This window comes from uncultured Prevotella sp., assembly GCF_946407605.1.
Taxonomy (GTDB): domain Bacteria; phylum Bacteroidota; class Bacteroidia; order Bacteroidales; family Bacteroidaceae; genus Prevotella.
Genome location: NZ_CAMJOS010000018.1, coordinates 41,646 through 63,934 on the forward strand (window position 1 = coordinate 41,646; position 22,289 = coordinate 63,934).

General features: G+C 49.7%; 21 protein-coding genes. 11 read left to right on the forward strand and 10 right to left on the reverse strand.

All coding sequences use genetic code 11. The annotated features are described in order from the left end of the window. The first annotated feature begins 349 nt into the window (after positions 1 to 349). The 7 genes from Q0R57_RS08880 to Q0R57_RS08910 all read left to right on the forward strand — a co-directional run bounded on the left by Q0R57_RS08880 (position 350) and on the right by Q0R57_RS08910 (position 10,503). Complete coding sequence (locus tag Q0R57_RS08880) at positions 350 to 1,765, forward strand: AAA family ATPase (RefSeq protein ID WP_294746225.1); 1,416 nt, start codon at positions 350 to 352, stop codon at positions 1,763 to 1,765. Beyond that, positions 1,762 to 3,795, forward strand: coding sequence for a TonB-dependent receptor plug domain-containing protein (locus Q0R57_RS08885; protein ID WP_294746227.1), 2,034 nt, complete (start codon positions 1,762 to 1,764; stop codon positions 3,793 to 3,795). The genes Q0R57_RS08880 and Q0R57_RS08885 overlap by 4 nt, the downstream gene beginning before the upstream one ends. Positions 3,796 to 3,896: 101 nt before the next feature. Beyond that, a complete protein-coding gene (locus tag Q0R57_RS08890) occupies positions 3,897 to 5,792 on the forward strand; it encodes a DUF5074 domain-containing protein (RefSeq protein WP_294746229.1) in 1,896 nt (631 codons plus the stop codon). A gap of 117 nt (positions 5,793 to 5,909) precedes the next feature. Next, entirely contained in the window at positions 5,910 to 7,025 is a 1,116-nt protein-coding gene (locus Q0R57_RS08895) for a DUF4465 domain-containing protein (RefSeq protein ID WP_294746232.1), read from the forward strand. A 53-nt stretch (positions 7,026 to 7,078) separates the two neighbouring features. Beyond that, the gene (locus Q0R57_RS08900; protein ID WP_294746236.1) at positions 7,079 to 8,308 is read left to right on the forward strand and encodes a DUF4465 domain-containing protein; all 1,230 of its coding nucleotides are present in this window, start codon (positions 7,079 to 7,081) and stop codon (positions 8,306 to 8,308) included. Next, on the forward strand, positions 8,292 to 9,458 hold the full coding sequence (locus Q0R57_RS08905) for an ABC transporter substrate-binding protein (RefSeq protein WP_294746239.1): 1,167 nt from the start codon (positions 8,292 to 8,294) through the stop codon (positions 9,456 to 9,458). The genes Q0R57_RS08900 and Q0R57_RS08905 overlap by 17 nt, the downstream gene beginning before the upstream one ends. A gap of 34 nt (positions 9,459 to 9,492) precedes the next feature. Further along, positions 9,493 to 10,503, forward strand: coding sequence for an iron ABC transporter permease (locus tag Q0R57_RS08910; RefSeq protein WP_294746242.1), 1,011 nt, complete (start codon positions 9,493 to 9,495; stop codon positions 10,501 to 10,503). A 31-nt stretch (positions 10,504 to 10,534) separates the two neighbouring features. Here Q0R57_RS08910 and Q0R57_RS08915 read toward each other — a convergent pair whose 3' ends face one another. From Q0R57_RS08915 to Q0R57_RS08960, 10 genes are all read right to left on the reverse strand, one after another. Further along, complete coding sequence (locus Q0R57_RS08915) at positions 10,535 to 11,629, reverse strand: Mrp/NBP35 family ATP-binding protein (RefSeq protein ID WP_294746245.1); 1,095 nt, start codon at positions 11,627 to 11,629, stop codon at positions 10,535 to 10,537. A gap of 39 nt (positions 11,630 to 11,668) precedes the next feature. After that, positions 11,669 to 13,435, reverse strand: a complete 1,767-nt coding sequence (locus Q0R57_RS08920) for a leucine-rich repeat domain-containing protein (RefSeq protein WP_294746248.1) — start codon at positions 13,433 to 13,435, stop codon at positions 11,669 to 11,671. A gap of 42 nt (positions 13,436 to 13,477) precedes the next feature. Then, positions 13,478 to 14,248, reverse strand: a complete 771-nt coding sequence (gene trmB / locus Q0R57_RS08925; RefSeq protein WP_294746250.1) for a tRNA (guanosine(46)-N7)-methyltransferase TrmB — start codon at positions 14,246 to 14,248, stop codon at positions 13,478 to 13,480. Positions 14,249 to 14,406: 158 nt separating this feature from the next. Continuing rightward, positions 14,407 to 14,751, reverse strand: a complete 345-nt coding sequence (locus Q0R57_RS08930; RefSeq protein WP_294746253.1) for a TM2 domain-containing protein — start codon at positions 14,749 to 14,751, stop codon at positions 14,407 to 14,409. A gap of 53 nt (positions 14,752 to 14,804) precedes the next feature. Further along, positions 14,805 to 15,137: a TM2 domain-containing protein gene (locus tag Q0R57_RS08935; RefSeq protein ID WP_294746255.1), complete on the reverse strand. Its 333-nt coding sequence runs from the start codon at positions 15,135 to 15,137 to the stop codon at positions 14,805 to 14,807. A gap of 33 nt (positions 15,138 to 15,170) precedes the next feature. Beyond that, positions 15,171 to 15,548, reverse strand: a complete 378-nt coding sequence (locus Q0R57_RS08940) for a DUF2752 domain-containing protein (RefSeq protein ID WP_294746258.1) — start codon at positions 15,546 to 15,548, stop codon at positions 15,171 to 15,173. Between the two features lie 18 nt (positions 15,549 to 15,566). Then, positions 15,567 to 16,601, reverse strand: coding sequence for a branched-chain amino acid aminotransferase (locus Q0R57_RS08945; protein ID WP_294746318.1), 1,035 nt, complete (start codon positions 16,599 to 16,601; stop codon positions 15,567 to 15,569). 46 nt (positions 16,602 to 16,647) lie between these two features. Then, a complete protein-coding gene (xseB, locus tag Q0R57_RS08950) occupies positions 16,648 to 16,827 on the reverse strand; it encodes an exodeoxyribonuclease VII small subunit (RefSeq protein WP_294746263.1) in 180 nt (59 codons plus the stop codon). Further along, entirely contained in the window at positions 16,824 to 18,071 is a 1,248-nt protein-coding gene (gene xseA / locus Q0R57_RS08955; RefSeq protein ID WP_294746266.1) for an exodeoxyribonuclease VII large subunit, read from the reverse strand. The genes xseB and xseA overlap by 4 nt, the downstream gene beginning before the upstream one ends. Positions 18,072 to 18,079: 8 nt before the next feature. Further along, a complete protein-coding gene (locus Q0R57_RS08960) occupies positions 18,080 to 19,495 on the reverse strand; it encodes a S8 family serine peptidase (protein ID WP_294746268.1) in 1,416 nt (471 codons plus the stop codon). A gap of 116 nt (positions 19,496 to 19,611) precedes the next feature. Between Q0R57_RS08960 and Q0R57_RS08965 the strand changes: the two genes are divergently transcribed. From Q0R57_RS08965 to Q0R57_RS08980, 4 genes are read left to right on the forward strand one after another with little or no spacing between them, the layout of a single operon-like run. Next, complete coding sequence (locus Q0R57_RS08965; RefSeq protein WP_294746271.1) at positions 19,612 to 20,976, forward strand: MATE family efflux transporter; 1,365 nt, start codon at positions 19,612 to 19,614, stop codon at positions 20,974 to 20,976. After that, positions 20,954 to 21,586 (forward strand): cytidylate kinase-like family protein, encoded by a 633-nt coding sequence (locus Q0R57_RS08970; RefSeq protein ID WP_294746276.1) that lies wholly within the window; start codon positions 20,954 to 20,956, stop codon positions 21,584 to 21,586. Before Q0R57_RS08965 ends, Q0R57_RS08970 begins: the two co-directional genes overlap by 23 nt. An 11-nt stretch (positions 21,587 to 21,597) precedes the next feature. Further along, positions 21,598 to 22,110 (forward strand): metallophosphoesterase family protein, encoded by a 513-nt coding sequence (locus Q0R57_RS08975; protein ID WP_294746278.1) that lies wholly within the window; start codon positions 21,598 to 21,600, stop codon positions 22,108 to 22,110. Beyond that, positions 22,098 to 22,286 (forward strand): hypothetical protein, encoded by a 189-nt coding sequence (locus Q0R57_RS08980; protein ID WP_294746281.1) that lies wholly within the window; start codon positions 22,098 to 22,100, stop codon positions 22,284 to 22,286. The genes Q0R57_RS08975 and Q0R57_RS08980 overlap by 13 nt, the downstream gene beginning before the upstream one ends. Positions 22,287 to 22,289 lie beyond the last annotated feature (3 nt).

A 22,289-nucleotide genomic window follows, 5' to 3' on the forward strand; every position in this document is an offset into this window, starting at 1 on the left:
CACTCAAAGGAATTATCCCTTATAGGGTAAAAGTCCTATTCCTTTCAATGAAAAGTCCTATCCCTTTCAGCGAAAGGGCCTATCTACGTGAATGAATGGTGTTTTTAGCTCGAAATCTTCGGCCTTTTTGCTCTGTTTTCATTGCTTTTTTGTATTTTTTTGTGAAAACACCTCACCTCCTACCTAAATCGTCCGAAATGCCTTTGTACAAGGGGGAATGGGATAGGTAGGTGTTGCTCTAACACCTACCTAACACCTACCTCAATCGTATTTTCGAGAAAAAGTGTCGAGAGGAAGGCGGGAATAGAAAAAAAATTTGTACCTTTGCAGGGATTATTCTGAAAGACTGATGATTCAGGACGAACTGATAAACAGACTGCGGATGTACCTGGGCCATGTGCCTACTGCCGAGCAGGAGAGGGCGATGCAGTTCTTTGCGGACTTTTTGACAGACCGCGAGGAGCGTACCGTCTTTGTGCTGCGAGGGTCGGCAGGAACGGGTAAGACCACGCTGGCGGCAGCTGTGGTGCGAGCCCTGATGAGTCTGAATCAGAAGTTGGTGCTGATGGCGCCTACTGGGCGTGCAGCTAAGGTCTTTTCGGGCTATGCAGGCACGTCGGCCTATACCATCCACAAGCGCATCTACAGACAGAAGACGGCAGGCGATATGTCGGCCTTCAGCCTGAATATCAATCAGAGTACAGAGACGCTGTTCATGGTTGATGAGGCCTCGATGGTGAGTAACGAAGGCTTCAGCGATACCTTTGGCAGCGGCTGTCTGCTTGACGACCTCATCCAGTTTGTGTATGGAGGTCGCAATTGTAGGCTGGTGCTGATTGGCGACAGGGCGCAGCTGCCGCCTGTGGGCGAGGAGGAGAGTCCCGCCTTGATGTCTGGCGTGCTCGAGGGCTATGGCCTGAAGGTCTATGAAGTCGATTTGAACCAAGTGCTGCGCCAGAGCGAGGAGTCGGGCATTCTGTGGAATGCTACTGAAGTGAGATGCATGATGGCAGAAGACCGATGGAGTCTTCCCAAGATTCGCATCGAGGGTTTTGACGATATCCAGGTGATGCCAGGCAACGAGCTGATAGAGGCGCTGGCCACAAGCTACAGCAGGGTGGGACTGGACGAGACGATGGTGGTGACTCGCAGCAATAAACGCGCCAACATCTATAACCAGGGTATCCGCAATCAGGTTCTGGACCGTGAGGACGAACTCTGTACAGGCGACCAGATAATGATTGTGAAGAACAACTATTACTGGACGGAGCAGTCAAAGGAAATTGCGTTTATTGCCAATGGCGACCATGCTGTGGTGCAGCGCGTCAGACATATCCACGAACTTTATGGCTTCCGCTTTGCCGAGGTGACGATGATGTTGCCCGACTACGACAACTACGAGTTGACAGCCACCGTGCTGCTCGACACGCTGACGTCGGAGGCGCCTGCCCTGACTCGCGAACAGCAGCAACAGCTCTTCGACAAGGTGATGGAGGACTATATGGACGTACCCTTCAAGGCCGACCGCCTGAAGAAAATCAAGCAGGACAAGTACTACAACGCCCTACAAATCAAGTTCGCCTATGCCGCCACCTGTCATAAGACGCAGGGCGGACAGTGGGCGCATATCTATATTGACCAGGGCTATATGACTGACGACATGCTGACCACAGACTATATCCATTGGCTCTATACAGCCCTGACCCGTGCTACGGAAAAGGTCTTTCTGGTGAACTGGCCTAAAACGCAATTAATGGAAGAATGAGGGTTCTGACAACCATAATACTGACGATGACTACTGTTGCGCTTTGGGCCCAGCACCAATCTGGCAGGCTCGACAGCATACAGCATGTGGACGAGGTGGTGGTCATCTCGCGCTATAATCATAAAGAGGTGATTCCCTCGCAGACCCTCAATGGCGAGCAGCTCGAACGCCTCAATACCCACAGCGTGGCTGATGCTCTGCGCTATTTCTCTGGCATCCAGTTGAAGGACTATGGTGGCGTGGGAGGCATCAAGACGGTTAATATCCGTTCGATGGGTACCAACCATCTGGGCATCTCGTACGACGGCATCGAGCTGGGCAACGCCCAGAATGGACAGATAGACCTGGGGCAGTTCTCACTCGACAATGTGGAGGAGATTACCCTGTTCAATGGTCAGAAGAGTGCTATCATGCAGCCTGCCAGCGACTTTGGTCATGCGGGCTCTGTGTATATCCGCACTCGTGCTCCCCGTTTCACTCAAGGCAAGGACTATAACCTGATGGTGAAGGCTAAATACGGCTCTAGCGACCTATTTCGCCTCTCGACCCTCTGGGAGCAGCGCCTCACCCAGCGCGTCAGCCTCTCTACGTCAGCAGAATTCCTTACTGCCAGCGGCAAGTATGAGTTCCGCTATATGCGCAAACAACAGGATGGTGCTGTGGCCTACGATACTACTGCTATTCGCCAGAATGGCGATATTTGGGCTGTGCGTGCTGAGGCCAATCTGCATGGCATGATTGACGACGGCTTCTGGAAACTCAAGGCCTACACCTACCACTCTGGGCGAGGCATCCCTGGGGCTATCGTCAATAATGTGTGGCGAAGGGGTGAGCGTCAGGCTGACCATAACACCTTTGTGCAGGGGCGATGGCAGAAGAGCCTGAACGAGCGTTTCACTACCCAGTGGGTAGCCAAGTATGCCTATTATGACACTCGTTATGTGAATCGCGACACCACCCAGCTGCAGGTTGACAATAAATATCAGCAGCAGGAGGCCTATCTTTCTACGTCGAACGCCTATGACATCCTGCCCTTCTGGAGCGTGTCGCTGAGCTACGACTTGAAATGGAACCACCTGCGCCAAGCCTCGAGCCATCAGTCTGAGACCTCACACCTCACACCCCAGAACTCAAACCCTTATCGCTTCAGCCACTATGTTGCATTGGCATCGGCCCTTTCTACCAATCGACTGAAGATGCAAGGCTCTGTGTTGGCTACGATAGTGAATGATCACTCTCAGCTTTCATCCAATAGTTCTCAGTCGTCTGTGCTTACTCCTGCCTTCTTTATGAATGTCTATCCGTTTGAGTGTCAGGACTTTTCTGTGCGTCTTTATGCCAAGAAGAGCTTCCGCATGCCGACGTTCAACGACCTTTACTATACGGAGATAGGTAGCGCTGCCGACCTAGTGCCCGAGTCGGCCCTGCAGTATAATGGCGGCGTGAGCTATGACCACCAATGGAACAGCGGTGTGGTGCGTCATCTGCATCTTCAAACTGACGTCTACTACAATTCTGTGCACGATAAGATTGTGGCCTATCCCAAAGGGCAGCAGTTCCGATGGACGATGCTCAACCTGGGAAAGGTGCACATCAAGGGCATCGACGTGGAAGGCGAGCTGACCACCGTTCCCCTAAATGGCCTGCAGGTCACAGGTCGTCTGCAATATACCTATCAGGATGCTCGCGATGTGACCAACAGCGCCGACACCTACTATCGTCATCAGATACCCTATATCCCCTGGCACAGCGGCTCGGCTATTGTCAATGTGCAGTATGGGGCTTGGGATGTGAACTATAGTTTCATCTATGCTGGCGAGCGCTATAACCAGCAGGAGAACATACCTTATAACTATATGCAGCCTTGGTACACCAGCGATGTGTCGATAGCGCGACAGCTCTGGGTGAAGAACATTGAGCTGAAGGCGATGCTGGAGGTGAACAACCTGTTCTCGCAGGACTACGACGTCATCCTGAACTATCCTATGCCAAAGCGCAACTATGCATTAACCATTAAAGCAACGATATGAACCGCATTTCTATATATATAAATAGGTGTAAGGCCCTTTTCCCCTTTTTTCTCTTTGCCTTACTGTTATGTTCTTGTCGCTCTGACGATCAGATCATCTATATGGAGGAGGACGTCATCGACGCAAAGGCCGACGATGGCGAGATGGCTGGAATGTATGTGCTGTGCGAAGGTAATATGGGCTCGAACAAGTGCACCCTCGACTTCCTGGACTTGAAGGGTGGGGCAGACGGACAGATACACTATCTGCGCAATATCTATGCAGAGCGCAACCCCAGCGAGGTGAAGGAGTTGGGCGATGTGGGCAATGACGTCAAGGTCTATGGCTCGCAGCTGTGGCTGGTGGTAAACTGCTCCAATAAGGTAGAGGTGTGCAGGGCCAGCGATACGAAGAAGATAGCGAAGATAAATATTCCCAACTGTCGCTATTTGGCCTTCCACGAGGGCTATGCCTATGTCAGTTCGTATGTAGGACCTGTGGGCAGCAACAGCGATGCACCCTTGGGGCAGGTGTATAAGGTCGATACGCTGACACACCAGATTGTGGGGCGCGTCACCGTAGGCTATCAGCCTGACGAGCTCGAGGTGCTGGGCGACTACCTCTATGTGGCAAACTCAGGTGGTTATCGGGCACCTAACTATGATAATACTGTCAGCATTGTCAACCTGAAGACCTTTCAAGAGGAGAGGAAGGTGGAGGTGGCTATCAACCTGCAGCGCATTCGTAGCGACCAGCATGGACAGCTATGGGTCACCTCGCGTGGCAATAATGCCGACCAGAAGGGCACGTTGCTGTGGCTGCAGCCTGAGGCAGACGGACAGCTCAGTGTGGGTGGACAACTGGATATCAGCGTTGGCGACCTGTGTATCGTTGGAGACTCGCTCTACTTTATCAATCCTGACACCAAGACCTATGGCATCATCAACGTCAGCACTCATCAGGTGGTGACCTCGCAACTGTCGACAACCCCAGAGTTGGCGCAGGTGAAGATGCCGTATGGCATCATCGTGAATCCAAAGACACGCGACTTCTACGTGATGGATGCCAAGAACTATGTGTCGAGTGGTGAACTGCTGCACTTCTTGGCTGACGGCTCTTTCGACTATAAGGTGCGCACTGGCGATATTCCTGGTCATGCGGCCTTTGTGAAGAATACGGTGAAGACAGACTCCACATCACAGTCTACTGAGGATCTTCACAAATATATACAGGCGGTTGACGAGTATGTGCCTGCACCAGGACAGTTTGTCAATACCCTGCCTGAGGCTACGGCTGACGATACGCCATCGACAATGGCTCAGAAATGTACAGAGCGACTGGCTGGAGGTGCAGGACAGCTGGTGACGCTGGGCGCTTTTGGGGGATATATCACCTTCCATTTCGACCATCCTGTGGCCAACGTGCAGGGAGAACGCGACTTTGCCATATGGGGCAACGCCTATGTTGGCAACAGCGAGCCAGGCATTGTGATGGTTAGTGTCGATGTCAACGGCAACGGCCTTCCTGATGATGAATGGTACGAACTGAGTGGCTCGGCTGATACGGATAGCATAGGAAAGGTGGTCTACGACTATCAGGTCACCTATACCAAGATCCCTATGCAGGATGTGCCCTGGCAGGATAACAAAGGGAAGAGCGGGGTGGTGGCTCGCAACGACTTCCATCAGCAGGAGTACTTCCCCCTGTGGTTGGGCAACGAACTGACCCTAAAAGGAACCCTCCTGCCGCCTAATGGACATGATGAGGGCACCAACGGCACGCCATATTATGTGCTGCAGGCCCTCCGTTATGGCTATGCCGATAACTATCCTAATAGCAATCGCGAGGGTTGCAGCTTCGACATCTCTTGGGCTGTAGACCATCAGCGTCAGCCAGTCACACTTTCGCATGTCGACTTCATCCGCGTCTATAACGCCCAGTTGCAGCAATGTGGCTGGTTGGGCGAGACCTCAACGGAGATAACAGGTGCCGAGGACCTGCATTATCAGAGCAAATAATGTATTTTTAAGGCCAAAAGTCATATTTATTTGGAAAATAATGATGTTATTCAAATTATTTTGATACCTTTGCATTCAGTTATCAAATTAACATTAACTTATACTCTAATTATTACAATGACAAAAAATTTGTTTAAGTGGATGATGGCTTTCGTAATCGTAGCCTCTCCAATGGTGTTCACTGCTTGTGGTGATGATGATGAGAGTGGTAAATCCAGTTCTGGTTCAGGTACTCAGACTGAAGATGACGAAGATGCCATCTATTTTACTATGAGGCAGGGTACTTCAACTTCCAATGTTTCTGATAGGGAAACATACAATAAGGGAGTCTCTATGATAGTGGCCTCTTTCTATACAACGATGGCTTCAGTGCTTGGATACAACTATGATGGCATTTCTACTGCCTTCAAGGGAGAGTATAGCGACACCATAAAGGTTCGCATTGCCTGTGATGCGCTCTATACAGAGTTGAAGGATAAAGTTGACCTCGCTGGCGGAACGCTTAATATCTATTTGAAAGTTGGTACTTTGGATGAAGAAGATAAGCCTACGTTTGCTAGCTATAAGTTTAGTCCTTTGAACTCTCGTTATTATATTGATTTCGAAAACGCTACGCTTAATAGCCAGAACTTCTGGATTGGCGATTCTGCTGGCGTCTATACATATGAAGAGTCTGGTGTTACCGTTACTGCTACACAGGGCTACGATCCTTCTTTTGGTACTTATTGGTCTGGTTTCGCTATCTCTGGCCGTACCGAGAAAACCTATGAGAACTTGAATCCTGATCAGTACAATTCTGTTTATGGTGGTACTATCTATGGTAACAAGTTCTTGGTGGTTCAGGGTTCTTACAATCCAGATGTAGAGTGCATCACGTTTGACAAGCCAACGAAGGTGGTCGGTATGCATTGTGCCAATGCTGCTTATGCTTACAGCTCAATGACGAAGGGTGATAAATTTGAAACCGAACCCTTTAAAAAAGAAGACTGGTTCAGCGCTTATATCACCTGCTTAGGCGAGAATGGTGACACCATCTCTGTTACAGAGGTTGAACTGGCAAAGAAAGATGTGGAGGGAAAAGATAAGATTTTTGATTATTGGAAATCTGTTCGTGTGAATGCTGAAAACGTCAAGAAGATGACCTTCTCATTCGACGGCTCACGTAAGGGCGAATGGGGTCTGAATACGCCTGCCTATATGTGCGTTGACAGAATCGTGTTGGAACAGAAATAACCAATCATGAAGTTTTTTTAGCAGTTATAAAATATTATTAACTTACAAACAAAATGACAAAAGGCTTGTTTAAGTGGATGATGGCTATCGCAATTATAGCCTCTCCAATGGTGTTTACTGCTTGTGGTGATGATGATGAGAGTGGAAGCTCTCAAACTGTAAACGCAGCCAAGGCAGACGTAACCCTTGCACTCCCTCTGGGTGAGGAGCTGGCGAAGTATTGTGAAGGAACCATTACTTACACCGATGCAAAGGGTGATTCTGTTATTGAAGAACTCTCCTCGGGCAATGTGATTAATAACGTATGGACAAAGACTATTAAAGACTATATGCTGCCAGCCCCAATAATGGTTGCCCTGGAATTTAAGGCCAAGGATGTTGATGCTATTGGAAAAACTATAAAGCATCCTAACGTGATTAATGTGTCATTCCAGTATAAGGATGCCAATGGTAAGAATATTGGTGATTTAAATCAGCAGGCGTTGTTTCTTGCTGAAAAAGGCAATAGCACAACACTGAACATGCGTACGGGAACTCAATTATTCTGCGCCTTCACTATTCCTCAGCGTGGTTTTATTGCAGGAGAATCCGCTCATGAGTCAACAGTACCTATCCGCACCGTATCATTTGAGTATCAGAAACTCAACGACCTGGGCTTCTGGGCTGGTGAGGAAAACGAGAACGGCTACGAGAGTTGGGGCAGCATGGTGTATCCCTGCGAGTATCAAGAGTCGTATGTCAAACTCAACACCACGTTTGGCGGTTACTATTGGAGTGGTTATGCCATCTCAAACCGTACGGAGAAAGGCTTCACTCCTGGTGACTTCACGCCAACAGGCATGCCTGACCAGTTTAACAACGTTACTGGCAAGGCTCACTCTGGAAAGAACTTCTGTGTTGTGATGCCTTATGGCGAGACCATCCATTTAGGTGCCAAGAGCTCCAAAGCAAAGGGTGCACAGCTGAAGGGATTCTGGTATACCAACAGCAGCTATACAGCCCATGCTATTGAAAATGGTGACGGCATGTCTACCGTGCCTGGTGGTTTCACAAAGGACGACTGGTTCAAGTGTATCGTTACTGGTATGAAGGCTGACTCTACAACGGTTTCTGTTGAGATTATGCTGGCTCAGAATGGTGACTATGTGAAGGACTGGCAGTTTGTTGACCTGAGCTCGATGGGACAAATCAAGTCGCTGAGCTTCTCGTTTGATGGTACTAAAAAGAACGAACATGGTGTGACCACACCTGCTTACATGTGTATTGATGACATTGAAGAGTAAGTGTCTTAGCATACTATTCATTCTTTCGGCCACCGTATGGTTGGCTTCCTGTGGCGTACAGAACAAACCGCAGCGGGAGGACGGACATACGGTGGCCTTCCGTTATTCGTCGCTGCTAACCATCGTAGAATATGATGGTTATACGGTGGCTGATATCAGCAACCCGTGGAAGCCGGGCAAGCTGCTGCATCGTTATTACTTGGTGCCAAGGAAGGAGGAAAGTGGAAAGTGGAAAGAGGAAGGAGAAAAGACTTTCTCTGACGGAACTGTTATTCGGACGCCCATAGAGCGGGCAGCCGTCTTCACCACTGTTCATTGTGCCTTGCTGACGGAACTTGGTCTGGGCAGTAAGATTGTGGGAGTTGCTGATGCGAAGTATATCAAGGTGCCTTATATCCAACAGCAGATTGAGGCAGGACGTATCGTTGACTGTGGCAATGGCTTGAACCCTGTGGTGGAAATCATCATGGACGTGAAGCCGGAGGTGATTATGCTGTCGCCATTCGAAAACAGCGGTGGCTACGGAAAAACGGAGGAGATAGGCATCCCCCTGATTGAGTGTGCGGAATATATGGAGACGTCGCCACTGGCACGTGCCGAGTGGATGCGCTTCTATGGCTTGCTCTTTGGTGTAGGTGAGAAAGCTGACATTCTATTTCAGCAGGTCGACAGCAGTTATACGGCCCTGAAGCAGCAGGCCGAGAAGGCAGGCGAAGGACGTTCCGTCATTGTGGACAAGGTGACGGGCTCTGTGTGGTATATGCCTGGCGGACGTAGCACCATTGGACAGATGTTGCAGGATGCTGGCGCCAACTATCCCTGGGCTACTGACGAGCAGAGCGGCTCGCTGGCATTGCCTTTCGAGGCAGTATTGGAGAAGGGCGGTGAGGCTGATGTGTGGATACTGCGCTACAATAGCGACCACGACCTGCAATACGACGAATTGCTGTCAGAGTATCACGGCTATAGTCATTTAAAGGCATTCCGCCAACAAGAGGTCTATGGCTGTAATGTGGAGCAGTCGCTGTTTTACGAGGAGACGCCTTTCCACCCAGAACGCTTGCTGACCGACTTCCTGCAGATTCTGCATCCAGAGATGACAGGTCTGCCTGCGTTGAGATACTATAAAAAGGTGAAGGGTGAAGGGTGAAAGGTGAAAAGTGAAAGGAGAAAAGAGAAGGATTATGAGGCGAGGTGTTGTCATAAATTGCTTGTTGGTGTTGCTGGTCGTTGTGCTGTTGGCAGTTAACCTGGCGGTAGGATCGGTATCCATACCGCTTCGTGATGTCATCAGCATCGTGATGGGCCATGAGGCAGCACGACCTTCTTGGCAGTTTATCATCATGGAGAGCCGACTGCCGCAGGCGCTTACGGCAATGCTTTGCGGAGGTTCGCTGGCTGTCAGCGGACTGATGCTGCAGACGGCATTCAAGAATCCTTTGGCTGGTCCCAGCATCTTTGGTATCAACAGTGGTGCTGGTGTTGGTGTGGCACTTGTCATGCTGGCTTTAGGTGGCTCGCTATCTATCGGCTCTGTCAGCATCTCTGGTTTCGTGGCTGTTCTCGCAGCAGCCTTTGTGGGTGCAATGGCTGTGATGGGACTCATCTTCCTGTTCAGCACGATGGTGCGCAACAATGTGATGCTGCTCATCGTGGGCATCATGATTGGCTATATCGCCAATGGTGTGGTGTCGCTGCTTAATTTCTTTGCGACTGATGAAGGCGTGAAGTCGTATATGGTTTGGGGAATGGGATCGTTTGGTGGTGTTCCCATGAATCAGATTCCCTTGTTTGCTGCGCTTTGTGTGGTAGGACTTATAGGCGCTTTATTATTGGTAAAACCGCTTAATGCCCTGTTGCTGGGCGAGATGTATGCTGAGAACCTGGGAGTCAACACTCGTAGGGTGCGCAACTGGCTCATCATCATTACTGGTCTACTCACCGCAGTCACTACGGCCTATTGCGGCCCTATCATGTTTATTGGATTGGCTGTGCCCCACATCGCTCATCTGCTGTTTCGTCAGGCTGACCATCGTATCCTGATGCCTGGTACCATCCTCGCTGGAGCCGTCATTGCCCTATTGTGCAATGTCATCTGCTTCCTGCCAGGCGAATCGGGGGTTATTCCCCTGAATGCTGTCACGCCTGTGATGGGAGCACCCGTCATTATTTACATTATAGCGAAGCGCAAATAACGTTTCGCTTTCAACTCTCAACTTTCAACTCTCAAATCCCAACCCTCTTTGTCTTGGGTTGTTCCTTGTTGCGACGGTTTACCACCGTTACTACAGCCTGAGCCAGATTGATAAAGGCCTGACCTGTCATCGTGTCAATCTTCGTGGCGGCAGGCTCGCCGTCGTCGCCGCTCTCGCAGATGCTCTGCACCAGCGGAATCTGTGCCAGCAGAGGCACGTTCATCTCTTGTGCCAGCTGCTTGCAGCCTTCTTTGCCAAAGATGTAATATTTGTTCTCTGGCAGTTCGGCAGGTGTGAACCACGCCATATTCTCAATCAGTCCCAAAATGGGCACGTTGACCTTCTCGTTGCGATACATGTCTATGCCTTTGCGGGCATCGGCCAGAGCCACCTGCTGTGGTGTCGATACGATGACGGCACCTGTGATACTCAGCGTTTGGAGTAGCGTCAGGTGGATATCGCTGGTGCCAGGAGGCGTGTCAAGAATAAAATAGTCCAACTCGCCCCAGTCGGCATCGGCGATGAGCTGTTTCAGGGCGCTGGTAGCCATACCGCCTCGCCAGAGCGTGGCTGTGGTGGGTGATACAAAGAAGCCGATGCTGAGCAGCTTGACACCATATTGCTCTACGGGCTCGATGAGGTCGCGGCCATCTACGTTGATGGCGTAAGGACGGGCATCCTCTACGTGAAACATTTTGGGCACAGAGGGGCCGAAGATATCAGTATCGAGCAGACCTACCTTATAACCTAAACGAGCTAGCGCGATGGCCAGGTTGGCAGCAACGGTAGATTTGCCTACGCCACCCTTGCCGCTACTCACGGCAATGATGTTCTTGACGTCTGGTAGAAACTTTTCAACTTCTGGACGGGGCTTGGACTTAAACTCTGTTTCGATGGTTACCTCCACGTCTTGGCCACAGTGGTATTTGATGGCAGCCTCGGCGGCTTTAACCGTCGACTTCAGGAAAGGGTCGGTATCGCGTGGGAATAATAGTACGACTTTTACCTTCTGCCCATTGATGCTGGGCGTGTCGGCTACCATTTCACTTTCAACCAGATTCTTTTTTGTGCCGGCATACGTTACCGTTGCCAGCGCATCCATAATAAGTTTTGGATATAGTGTCATTATATGTTGTTCTTCGATAATTATCCTGATATGTCAGTTCTACTCATATACTTGTGAAAACTTCTTCCATGACTTGTCTTTTCGATAGTTGTCTTTGGCACCACGAGGCACCGTGAGGCGACAAGCATTGGTGACCACTCCCTTGAAGGTGCTGGCAGTGATGGTTGGAGGAACGGGTGAGCCTGCATTGATGTCGAGTAGCGAGGCACACTTGGCAAAGGCGTTGCTACCTATCTTCTTCATGGCAGCAGGCAACTCCAGTCGCGCCAGTCCACTACACTCACGGAAGGCTGCATTACCAATAGAGGTGCAGGCAGCAGGCACGATGATGTCTTTCAGCGATAGACATTTCTCGAAGGCATTATCACCAATGCTGCGTACGGCTATAGGCAGTTTGATTTCTGACAGCGATGAACACTCCTGAAAGGTGTTGTCGCCTATACTCCTGACGGAAACAGGCAGTATGACAACACGCAGCGAGCGGCAGTAGCGGAACACGTCGTCTTCCAACTTCTCTACAAAGCCCTGAATAAACACGCTGTCCAGCGAGATGCAGTTCTCGAAGGTGTCGCTCCCCAACTGCTTGGTCATGCTAGGAATATGGAGTGTCTTCAGACTGGAGCAGTTCTCGAAGGCGTGGTCGTAGATGCGGTTGAGCGATTCGGGCAGGTCGATGTCTGTCAGAGAACGACAATCGTAGAATGCACGTGCACCAATAGCTTTCACATTGTTAGGCAGATTGACAGATGTCAGCCCGATACATCCTGAGAAGGTCTCAGTGCCGATAGCCTGAAGGCTGCCATTCAGCGTCACGGTGGTCAGACCACTACAATCCTGGAAGGCAGAATTGCCAATACGGCTGACGCTTTCAATATCGACGGTGCTTAGACTGCTGCAACCCTTAAAGGCATCGCTGCCAATACGATTGGCGGTCTTCATCTCGATACTGCTTAGGGACGAACAGTTCTCGAAAGCACTATTGCTAATCTCAGAGATGTTCTCTGGCATTGTGATGTTCTCTAATGAGGTGCAGTTGAAGAAGGCCTCGCTGCCAATATTCGTGACGCCTTCAGGAAGAACAATCTCCCTAAGCGCCTGACAACCTGTGAAGGTATTGTTACTGATGCGGGTGAGGGCCGTCTCGTTCATCTCGACCTTCTCCAGAGCCTTACAGTTGTTGAAGGCATAGGCATCAATCAGGCTCAGACCTTCTGGCATCTCCAACTCGCTCAGGCTGACGCATCCGTCGAAGGCGTGGTTCTCAATTGTCTTCAGATGCTCAGGCAGTTCGAGTGTTTGCAGACTGACGCAGTTGTTGAAGGCATAGTCGCCAATAACTTCTGTGACCTCGGGAATCACAACTTCCTTCAGGCTGACGCAGCCGCTGAAGCAACTGCGGCTTATGCCAGCCAGTTCGTTAGGCAGGACGACACGCTCCAACGCCTTGCAGTTCAGGAACATAGCTGCTGGCAAAACGTTGGCGTCGTTGCGCATAAGACCTTTTCCTTCCGCTATCTTAGCTTCCGACAAGTCTATAGAAGTAAGTATCTGCTCATTCGACTTCTTGGCTTTCTGTCGACTGGTGATCTGTTGTATGACTTTGATGTCGCTGGTATTGATGGGACCGCAGATTTTTAAATCAGTCATGGTGAATCTGATGCTGTCGGGCAACTGGTTTCCCAACTCTCCCTCAGACTCTACGGTGACGGTCATCTGCTGGGCGGCAGATGTAAAGGGTAAGAAGGCGAGAAGGCAAAAAAGAATCATTGCCTTGTCCCATCCCATTGTTCTATTTACTTGCTTCATATCTCGTTCTCAACTTTCAACTTTCAACTCTCAACTTTCAACTCACTTCGCTGTTTCCAGCGAGCTGCGCTTGGTGCGGTGGTAGCTGCGATAGTCGTCCAGCTCAATCTCTACGTCAGGCTCCTCCAGCGCACCTTCATGGGGTAGGAGAAACTTCAAATACTTGATGTTCAACCCACGAGCCAGCCACATCTGCTCATAGTAGGTCTGGATGCTGGCTGCCTCGGCATATTCCGAGTTCGTAGTAACCTCCGAGTATAAATCTGTGGTCCTCAGTTGCACAGGCAGGTGGTTGTGGTCAACCATATAACAAGTGTAGGTGAACAGGAAGTTCGAGTCCGTCTTCACATGAATGATACCGTTGTCTGTCAGAAAACGACGATAGCGTTCCAAGAAGTAGGTGCTCGACAACCGCTTGCGGGGGTTCTTCATCTGTGGGTCGCTGAAGGTGAGCCACAGTTCTTGCACCTCGCCAGGAGCAAAGAAACGATCGATAATCTCAATGTTGGTGCGAAGGAAAGCCACATTCTTCAATCCGTCCTGCAAGGCCTGCGTGGCACCAGTCCACATGCGGGCTCCTTTGATGTCGACACCAATGAAGTTCATCTGTGGGTAGCGCTTGGCCAGCCCTATGGTGTATTCACCCTTGCCGCATCCTAATTCCAGTACAATGGGATTGTCGTTCTTGAAGTATTCCTCATGCCAATGGCCACGCATGGTGAAGGGCACGTCGCTCACTACCGAAAAGGGGTACTGAAAGACGTTCTCGTAAGTCTCCATGTCGGCAAACTTGGCCAGTTTTCCTTTGCTCATTCTATATACATTACTCCTATGGTATGCAAAAGTACGAATTTTATCTGATACTTCCAAACATTTCCACTAATTTACATCGAAAAACAAGAAAAATTCCTTTCATTAATAAAAAACTCCGAATCGCTTAGCGGTTCGGAGAAAAATGAAATATCTTGGTGTTACCCCAGAATCTGAAGAACTTTCTCTGTGTTACGTTTACGAGTGGCGTCAGAAATGAGGAACAGGTCTATCAACCACCAAATGAGGCAACCACCACAGGTGAGGAATTTGGCAACTCCGATACCGATGTCTCCAATGTAGAAACGGCTAATACCGTGAATACCAATGAAAAATTCACAGATGGTGATTACTAAAGCTGTTGTGGGGTCTTTCAGGTCACTGAATGCCACAATGGCAGACGTGCGATCCAACTCCTGCAGTCTTTCTTTAATAGTGGGGATGTATTCAGGAGTTAATTTCGATGAATACATGAAAAGTATTTGTTCGGCTTCTTTGAGCTCCATATTTTTCTAAGGAATAAACCAGGAGCACAGTTAGTGTGCTCCTGGATAGGTGATTAAAGTTGAGAAAGAATCTTCTCAGAGTTATACTTTCTGGTACGAGCAGGAGCTGTGAAGCTATCAATCATAGCCCAGATGCCGCAACCACCGCAGGTCAGAAGCTTAGCAACGCCCAGACCAACTTCGCCCAGCATGAAACGGTCAACGCCATAGCATCCGAAGAAGCCAGCCATTACCATCATCAGGATTTCGCCCTTGCAGCTAGCGAAAGCTGCCTGAGCAATACCTTCGTCTGCATCGGCCAAACGCTCACGGATAGCGGGGACATACTCTGGAGAGATTTTGTCACAGTTCATGTCAATCAGCTGATCAATTTGTTCTTTAGTCATAATTGTACAATTTTAAAGGGTTAATAATGTGAATTAGATATGTAAAATGTTTCTTATTACAAACCAACTCGGTGCTAATATTATCATTGCAATAGCCATCACCCGACCCTCAATCACACTCTTCCAGCGTTTCTGTTTCTCACCTGTCAGCAGGAATTTCTCTATACCAAACAGAATGAGGTAGGGGATGAGAATGATGAGCATATAGTTGTAGTGAATGGCTTCAAGGAAGTGACCATGCATAAAGGCATGAAGAAAGCGTTGTATACCGCATCCTGGACAGTTCAGCCCTGTTATGGAATGGAATATACACTTGGGCGCAAGGGCGGTGTCAGAGGGGTTGAACCAATAAAGGAGCCCCAAAACGACAGCGACTGCCAACAGACCAATGACGATTCTTCGCTTTCTCACGTCTTTGCTAAGCACTTTTTATTCAATCACCACAGATGTCCATCCGTGCTTGTCCTCAATCTCGCCGTACTGAATGCCACGCAGGGTGTCGTAGAGCTTCTTGGAGATAGGACCTGGCTTATCGCCAAACGAGTAACGCTTGCCTGTGTCGAGGTCGTCTATATATGAAATAGGTGAGATGACGGCAGCCGTTCCGCAGGCTCCAGCCTCTTCGAAGGTCTCGAGCTCTTCCTCAGGAATCTGGCGACGCTCCACCTTCATGCCCAGGTCTTCAGCAACCTGCATCAGGCTCTTGTTGGTGATAGAAGGCAGGATTGACGTAGACTTTGGAGTAATGTAGGTGTTATTCTTGATGCCAAAGAAGTTGGCAGCACCACACTCGTCCATGTATTTCTTCTCCTTGGCGTCGAGATAGAACTCGCAGGCATAGCCCTTCTCGTGAGCCAGATTGTTGGCGAAGAGCGAAGCAGCGTAGTTGCCACCTACCTTATATTTACCTGTGCCCAAGGGAGCAGAACGGTCGTAGTCACGAACGATGACATAGGGGTTCGATGCAAAACCGCCCTTGAAATAGGGGCCTACTGGAGTGACGAAGATCAGGAAGAGATATTCCTTGGCAGGATGAACGCCCACCTGGGCGCTGGTGCCGATGAGCAGAGGACGCACATAGAGGGTGGCACCACTCTCATAAGTGGGAATCCACTCCTGGTTCAGGCGAATCACCTTGTTAACCATCTCGGTAAAGAGTTCTGTAGGAACTTCGGGCATCATGATGCCACGACAGGTTGACTGCAGACGCTCGGCATTGTCCTTTACACGGAAGGTACGAACTTTGCCGTCCTTGCAACGATAAGCTTTCAGGCCTTCAAAGGCTTCCTGTCCGTAGTGCAGGCAGGTGGCAGCCATATGAAGTTTCAAAAACTCATCGGAACAAACTTCAATCTCGCCCCATTTTCCGTCGCGATAATAACATCTTACGTTGTAGTCTGTCGGTCTATATCCGAACGAAAGATTTTTCCAGTCTAATTCTTTCATGTCTCTTTTTTGTTTGATAATTTTCGGCAAAGTTAATCAATTTTCTGTTATCTCACAAGTTTTTCTAACATTTTTCTAATATTTTCTTGATTTCACTATCAGTTTTATTCAGTTTCTCCCTGCATTGACTGATAAGTTGCTGTGCAAGTGTCAGCTTTTCTGCCAACTCGTCAATACTGAACTCGCCGGCTTCCATCTTTCGGACAATGTCCTCCAGTTGCTTGAGTGATTCTTCGTAAGTCATTTTACTATCGATATGATTGTGCCTTGTTCGAGGCGGGTTTCTATTTCTGTTCCAGGTTTTACATTGTCTGCTTGGCGCAGTATCTTTCCTTGACAAAGCGTTATGCTATAGCCGCGTTTCAGGAGTAGGGTAGGGTCTAAGGCCTTGGCCCGCTGCTCCAATAGTTGAAGCTGATGGCGCTGTTTCTCGATGGTGAGATTGACAACAGGCGCCAAACGGGCTGAAAGTGTGTCGAGCAGGGCATCTTGCTTGACTTTGACCAAGGAAAACAAGGAGGGGATGCGCTCTGCAAATCGCATCAGTCGCAGCTGTTCGGTCTCCATTTTACTGGTTGCATACAGCATGATACGATCCTGACAGGTGTCTATGCGCTGCATGGTAGCGTCGAGGTTCTCAATCAGGAACTGGGCCGCGGCGGTAGGCGTCTTCACCCTTGTGTAACTTACCATGTCGAGTACTGACTCGTCTCTGTCGTGTCCTATACCTGTAATAATAGGTAGAGGGAACTGGGCCACATTTTCTGCCAATGCCAATGTGTCGAAACCAGAAAGGTCGGCTGTGGCGCCTCCGCCTCTGATGATGACTACGCAGTCGAAGAGCGGAGCGTGGTTCTCATTGGACTCGTGGGCCTCATAGATTTTATTCAGGGCGTTGATGATGCTCTGCTCTATCTGTTCACCCTGCATCGTCGCAGGAAAGAGTCTTGTGCTGAAATGATATGGTGAATCTGCCAGCTGGTTAACAAAGTCGCCGTAGCCAGCAGCAGTCTGACTCGATATGACGGCAATGTTGAGGCAGAAGGGCGATATGTCAAGACTTTTCTGCAGGTCGAAGACGCCTTCTTCCTTTAACTGTCTGATAATCTCTTGGCGTCTTCGAGCCATATCGCCCAGCGTGAAGGTTGGGTCTATGTCGGTAACTATCCATGAGAAACCGTATGCCTCATGAAACTGCGGATAGACTTTTAGTCTAATCTTTAGACCAGTATGGAGCTTCTGTCCTGTGGCTTGCTCAAAATAAGGCTCCAGCATGCTCCATGTGTTCTGCCAACATCTGGCTTGGGCTCGAGCTATGGGCGTGTTACTGTGTTCGTCTTTCTGAACCAGTTCCATGTAGCAATGACCTCTGTTTGTCCTGCATTCTGACAATTCTGCCTCTACCCAATACTCATCGCTCATAGTCTGCTCGATGGTTTGACGCACCAAGGAGTTGAGCTCGTAGAGACTATAGGTCGTTGTGGTCATGGGTCGTGTCAGGGCTTTGTTTGTGAGGTGTAGGCTTTCCAGAAGTCAGGAATGCCATAACCAAAGATATTTGTGGGTTCTTGATACTGATTGGCACTTTCGCGCACCAATTGTATAATCTCTTTCGCCGATTTGTTGGGAAGAGCCTGCCAAAGACAAGCCACCAGACCGCAAACAATGGGTGTTGAGAACGATGTGCCCATATCGTGGACCAGGGTGCCTCTTCCTGAGATAAGTGCTGCTGATGCACCTTGTGCCATCACGTCAGGTTTGACGCGACCATCCTGCGAGGGGCCGATGCTGGAGAATGTGGCCAGTCGTTTCGCTTTGTCGATGGCGCCTACGGTGATGATGTTGTTGGCATCGGCAGGCACGCCGATTTTCTTCCATTGTCCCATACCTGAATTGCCTGCAGAGTTACACAGCACAATGCCTTTATCGGCCAGCATCGAGGCTGAGCGTGAGATAAAGGCTGTCTGTCCGTTGAGGTCTTGCAGGCGATAGCTGCCTCGTCCCTCGTCGAAGGCATAGTAGCCCAACGACGAATTGATGACGTCAGCACCTAAGGAGTCGGCAGTCTCAACAGCCATAGCCCAAAGGTCTTCCTCGATGGGCTGCTCCAGGTGGTTCACCTCGCTGCGCAACAGCCAGTAGTCGGCATCGGGAGCTGTGCCGATATGCACCTCGGGGGCGTTAGCGGCCAGCGCTGACAGTACTTTTGTGCCGTGGTCTATGAAATGGAACGGTTCTCTAACGTCATCAGGCAGCATGCCGTCGATGCTGGCTGGTACAAAGTTTCGCGTACCTTTAATATGGGTTTTCTTAAAAGCCGGAATGCGGTCATAGTTCTGAAAGCCACCGTCCACCACAGCAATGGTGATGCTATGTCCTGTAAAGCCTGCCTCGTGCAACTGCGTGCCGCCAAGCATCTCAATCTGGTTGCGGGCCATGCCGTAGGGGTCGTTCTTAACGGAGTCCCATCTGTTGAAGTCCTCATGCACATTCCATCTCACATCGCCAGGCATATCTAACGAATCGGGGGTTGCAAAGACACAGACTGCCTCTTTCACAATACCCATCGTTCCCAGACTGTTCAGGAATGCGGAGTCGGCTGACTGAACGAGAACGGTGTTTTGCCATCGGCTGGTGCCCAGCACTTTTGCACCTCTCGACTCAAACTGTTTGATGTAGACCTGGCATACTGGCAGGTCGGTAGAGTCGACGGAGATGCCTTGACGCTGTCTGCGCTCCAGGCTCTTTCTTGAAAGGAATCGAAGGGGGGCGTCAAGAGAATAGGTGGTAGCTGCTTTGTCGTGCAGGACATAGCGGTAAATATAGAATTTGCTGTCAGGAAACTTCGTCTTGGCGGCATTCGTAGTGAGGCTCAATAGGAGCAATGTCAGTAGAATCAGAGTCCGGTTCATCAGTACGGATAGCATTTACGACCGCAAAAGTACAAATAAATATTGAAAGAGCCAAACTTTGATGGCTTTAAAATTTGGCAGTGTCGGAAAAATACCTTACCTTTGCAATTTGAATTATGGACAACAAACAGAAAGCACTCGAACTGGGACAGAAACCTGTGGGGCAACTCCTTTGGCAGTATGCGTTGCCTGCTATGGTGGCTATGGTGGCCAGTTCGCTCTATAACATTATCGACCGCTCTGTTATTGGACAGGTGGTAGGACCCGAGGCTATTGCAGGCTTGGGCATCACATTTCCTTTTATGAATCTGAGTGCAGCCTTTGGTGCTGCTGTGGGTGTGGGCTCCTCGACCTGTATCAGTGTGAAACTGGGACAGCGAGACTACGAAACGGCACAACATCTGCTGGGTAATACGGTGACGCTCAATATTATCGTGGGTTTCCTCTTTATGCTCATCTGCCTCTTGTTCCTCGATCCCATCCTGATATTCTTTGGCGCATCTGAGGCTACCTTGCCCTATGCTCGCGAATTCATGCAGATCATCCTGTTGGGTAATATGGTTACCCACATGTATTTCGGTATGAATGCGGTGCTGCGAGCCGCTGGCAAACCCCGTCATGCGATGTATGCAACGCTTTTCACCGTGGGTTGTAACGTCATATTGGTGATGGCCTTTGTTTGGTGGTTCCGCTGGGGAATCCGAGGTGCCGCATTGGCAACTGTCGTGTCGCAGACGCTGGCACTCATCTGGCAGATGTGGATATTCTGCGACAAACGTGAGCTGCTTCACCTAAAAAAGGGCATCTTCCGACTGAAGGGCGAGTTGGTGCGCAATATCGTGTCCATTGGCGTCTCGCCATTCCTGATGCAGACCACCTCGTGTGTCATTGTGATTTTCATGAACAACCAATTCGTCCGTTATGGAGGCGATATGGCCGTTGGAGCCTATTCCATAGCCAACTCGATGGTCATGGTGTTCTTTATGTTTGTCATGGGTGTTACCCAGGGCATGCAGCCCATCGTGGGTTATAACTATGGTGCCCAGAAGTACGACCGAATGATGCGATGCGTGTGGTTGGCTATCTCTATCGCCACCACGTTCCTGCTGATGGCCTGGGCTCTGTCCATGCTGTTCCCACGTCAGATGGCCCGTATCTTCACTACCGACCCCGTGCTGCTCGAAATGGCTGCCCAAGGTATCAAGATCGACATGATGGTGTTCTTCGTGGTGGGCTCGCAGGCAATCATCACCAACTTCTTCCAATGCATCGGCAAGGTGAAGATCAGCATCTTCCTGTCGCTGTCCAGACAGCTGTTCCTGTTGCTCCCCATGGCGTATATATTCCCGTCGTTCTGGGGGCTGGAGGGTGTGTGGTACTCCATGCCAGCCAGCGACTTCGGCTCGTTTTCAATGACTATCCCCATACTGTTGTGGCATATTAGAAAATTCAAGTCTTATGGACAAAAAGATAATCATTAACATTGGTCGGCAGGTCTGTGCTGGCGGATTGGAAATAGGAAAGCTGCTTGCTGACGAGTTCCAAGCAAAATACTATGATCGTGAGTTGCTGAACCTCGCAGCCAAGGAGAGTGGCTTTTCAGAAGAGTTCTTCAAGCAGAGCGACGAACGGAAAGGCTTCCTTCGTTCTTTCTTCCATCTGCCTTACATCAACCCGGGGAATAGCAATTTCTATCAGAACAATTTCTCGCAGGAAGGGCTCTTCAAGTTTCAGAGCGATGCCATTATCAAGGCGGCCCAAGAGAGCTCTTGCGTCTTTGTAGGCCGTTGTGCTGACTATGTGCTGCGCGATTTCCCCAATGTGGTCAACGTCTTTATCACAGCCAATATCGAGACGCGTGCCCAACTCTTTATGAAAGAGAAGGAGGTGACGCTTGAGGAAGCTATCAAGCGCATCCATCATGTGGAGAGCCGACGTGCCTCCTATTATAATTACTATACTGGCAAACACTGGGGACAGGCCGACAGCTATGACCTCTGTATCGACTCCAGCGCCATTGGCACAGCCGAGACGGCCCGTCTTATTGCTGAGTACGTCAGAAAGAAACTTCATCTCAATCCTGAACAATAAAACCTCAAATTGTGAAGAGAATCGGCATCATCAGCGACACCCACAGCTATTGGGACGATAAGTACCTGCACTACTTTGAACCCTGCGAAGAGATATGGCACGCAGGCGACATCGGTAGTGTGGAGGTGGCTGAGCGACTGGCTGAGTTCCGTCCGCTGCGTGCTGTCTGCGGCAATTGCGATGGAGGTGACTTGCGACTGATGTATCGTGAGTTGAACCGTTTTAAGTGCGAGGAGGCCGATGTGCTCATTAAGCATATTGGCGGCTATCCCGGCAATTACGATCCCTCTGTTCGTAAGTTGCTGTATGCCAATCCGCCACAGCTCTTCGTGGCAGGACATTCTCATATACTGAAAGTGAAATTCGACCCTACACTCAATCTGCTGCATATCAATCCAGGAGCAGCAGGCTTGCAGGGATGGCACAAGGAGCGCACGCTGGTGCGTCTTACCATCGACGGTGCCGCATTCAAAGACCTGGAGATAATAACGATAGAAGACCCAAGAAGGAAATGGAGTATCTGAAAGAATGGTTATCGGAATTGCTGCTCGACACAATAGTTGCGGCAGTTGTTACGTTATTATTTTATATCATCCGTCTCGACCAGACGTGGGAAGATGCCTCGCGCACCTTCATCATGGCATTCCTCGTGATGCTGGCTATGGGAATATTTCGTAGAATCAAGAAAAATAAACAATAATAT

Bases quoted from the DNA above. Each gene is read 5' to 3' on its own strand.
- xseA (WP_294746266.1), bottom strand. From the start codon at position 18,071: ATGACCACAACGACCTATAGTCTCTACGAGCTCAACTCCTTGGTGCGT.
- Q0R57_RS08895 (WP_294746232.1), top strand. From the start codon at position 5,910: ATGACAAAAAATTTGTTTAAGTGGATGATGGCTTTCGTAATCGTAGCC.
- Q0R57_RS08935 (WP_294746255.1), bottom strand. From the start codon at position 15,137: ATGACTAAAGAACAAATTGATCAGCTGATTGACATGAACTGTGACAAA.
- Q0R57_RS08915 (WP_294746245.1), bottom strand. From the start codon at position 11,629: ATGACACTATATCCAAAACTTATTATGGATGCGCTGGCAACGGTAACG.
- Q0R57_RS08980 (WP_294746281.1), top strand. From the start codon at position 22,098: ATGGAGTATCTGAAAGAATGGTTATCGGAATTGCTGCTCGACACAATA.
- xseB (WP_294746263.1), bottom strand. From the start codon at position 16,827: ATGACTTACGAAGAATCACTCAAGCAACTGGAGGACATTGTCCGAAAG.
- Q0R57_RS08965 (WP_294746271.1), top strand. From the start codon at position 19,612: ATGGACAACAAACAGAAAGCACTCGAACTGGGACAGAAACCTGTGGGG.
- Q0R57_RS08930 (WP_294746253.1), bottom strand. From the start codon at position 14,751: ATGGAGCTCAAAGAAGCCGAACAAATACTTTTCATGTATTCATCGAAA.
- Q0R57_RS08890 (WP_294746229.1), top strand. From the start codon at position 3,897: ATGGAGGAGGACGTCATCGACGCAAAGGCCGACGATGGCGAGATGGCT.
- Q0R57_RS08920 (WP_294746248.1), bottom strand. From the start codon at position 13,435: ATGAAGCAAGTAAATAGAACAATGGGATGGGACAAGGCAATGATTCTT.
- Q0R57_RS08880 (WP_294746225.1), top strand. From the start codon at position 350: ATGATTCAGGACGAACTGATAAACAGACTGCGGATGTACCTGGGCCAT.
- Q0R57_RS08905 (WP_294746239.1), top strand. From the start codon at position 8,292: ATGACATTGAAGAGTAAGTGTCTTAGCATACTATTCATTCTTTCGGCC.
- Q0R57_RS08910 (WP_294746242.1), top strand. From the start codon at position 9,493: ATGAGGCGAGGTGTTGTCATAAATTGCTTGTTGGTGTTGCTGGTCGTT.
- Q0R57_RS08970 (WP_294746276.1), top strand. From the start codon at position 20,954: ATGGACAAAAAGATAATCATTAACATTGGTCGGCAGGTCTGTGCTGGC.
- trmB (WP_294746250.1), bottom strand. From the start codon at position 14,248: ATGAGCAAAGGAAAACTGGCCAAGTTTGCCGACATGGAGACTTACGAG.
- Q0R57_RS08960 (WP_294746268.1), bottom strand. From the start codon at position 19,495: ATGAACCGGACTCTGATTCTACTGACATTGCTCCTATTGAGCCTCACT.
- Q0R57_RS08885 (WP_294746227.1), top strand. From the start codon at position 1,762: ATGAGGGTTCTGACAACCATAATACTGACGATGACTACTGTTGCGCTT.
- Q0R57_RS08900 (WP_294746236.1), top strand. From the start codon at position 7,079: ATGACAAAAGGCTTGTTTAAGTGGATGATGGCTATCGCAATTATAGCC.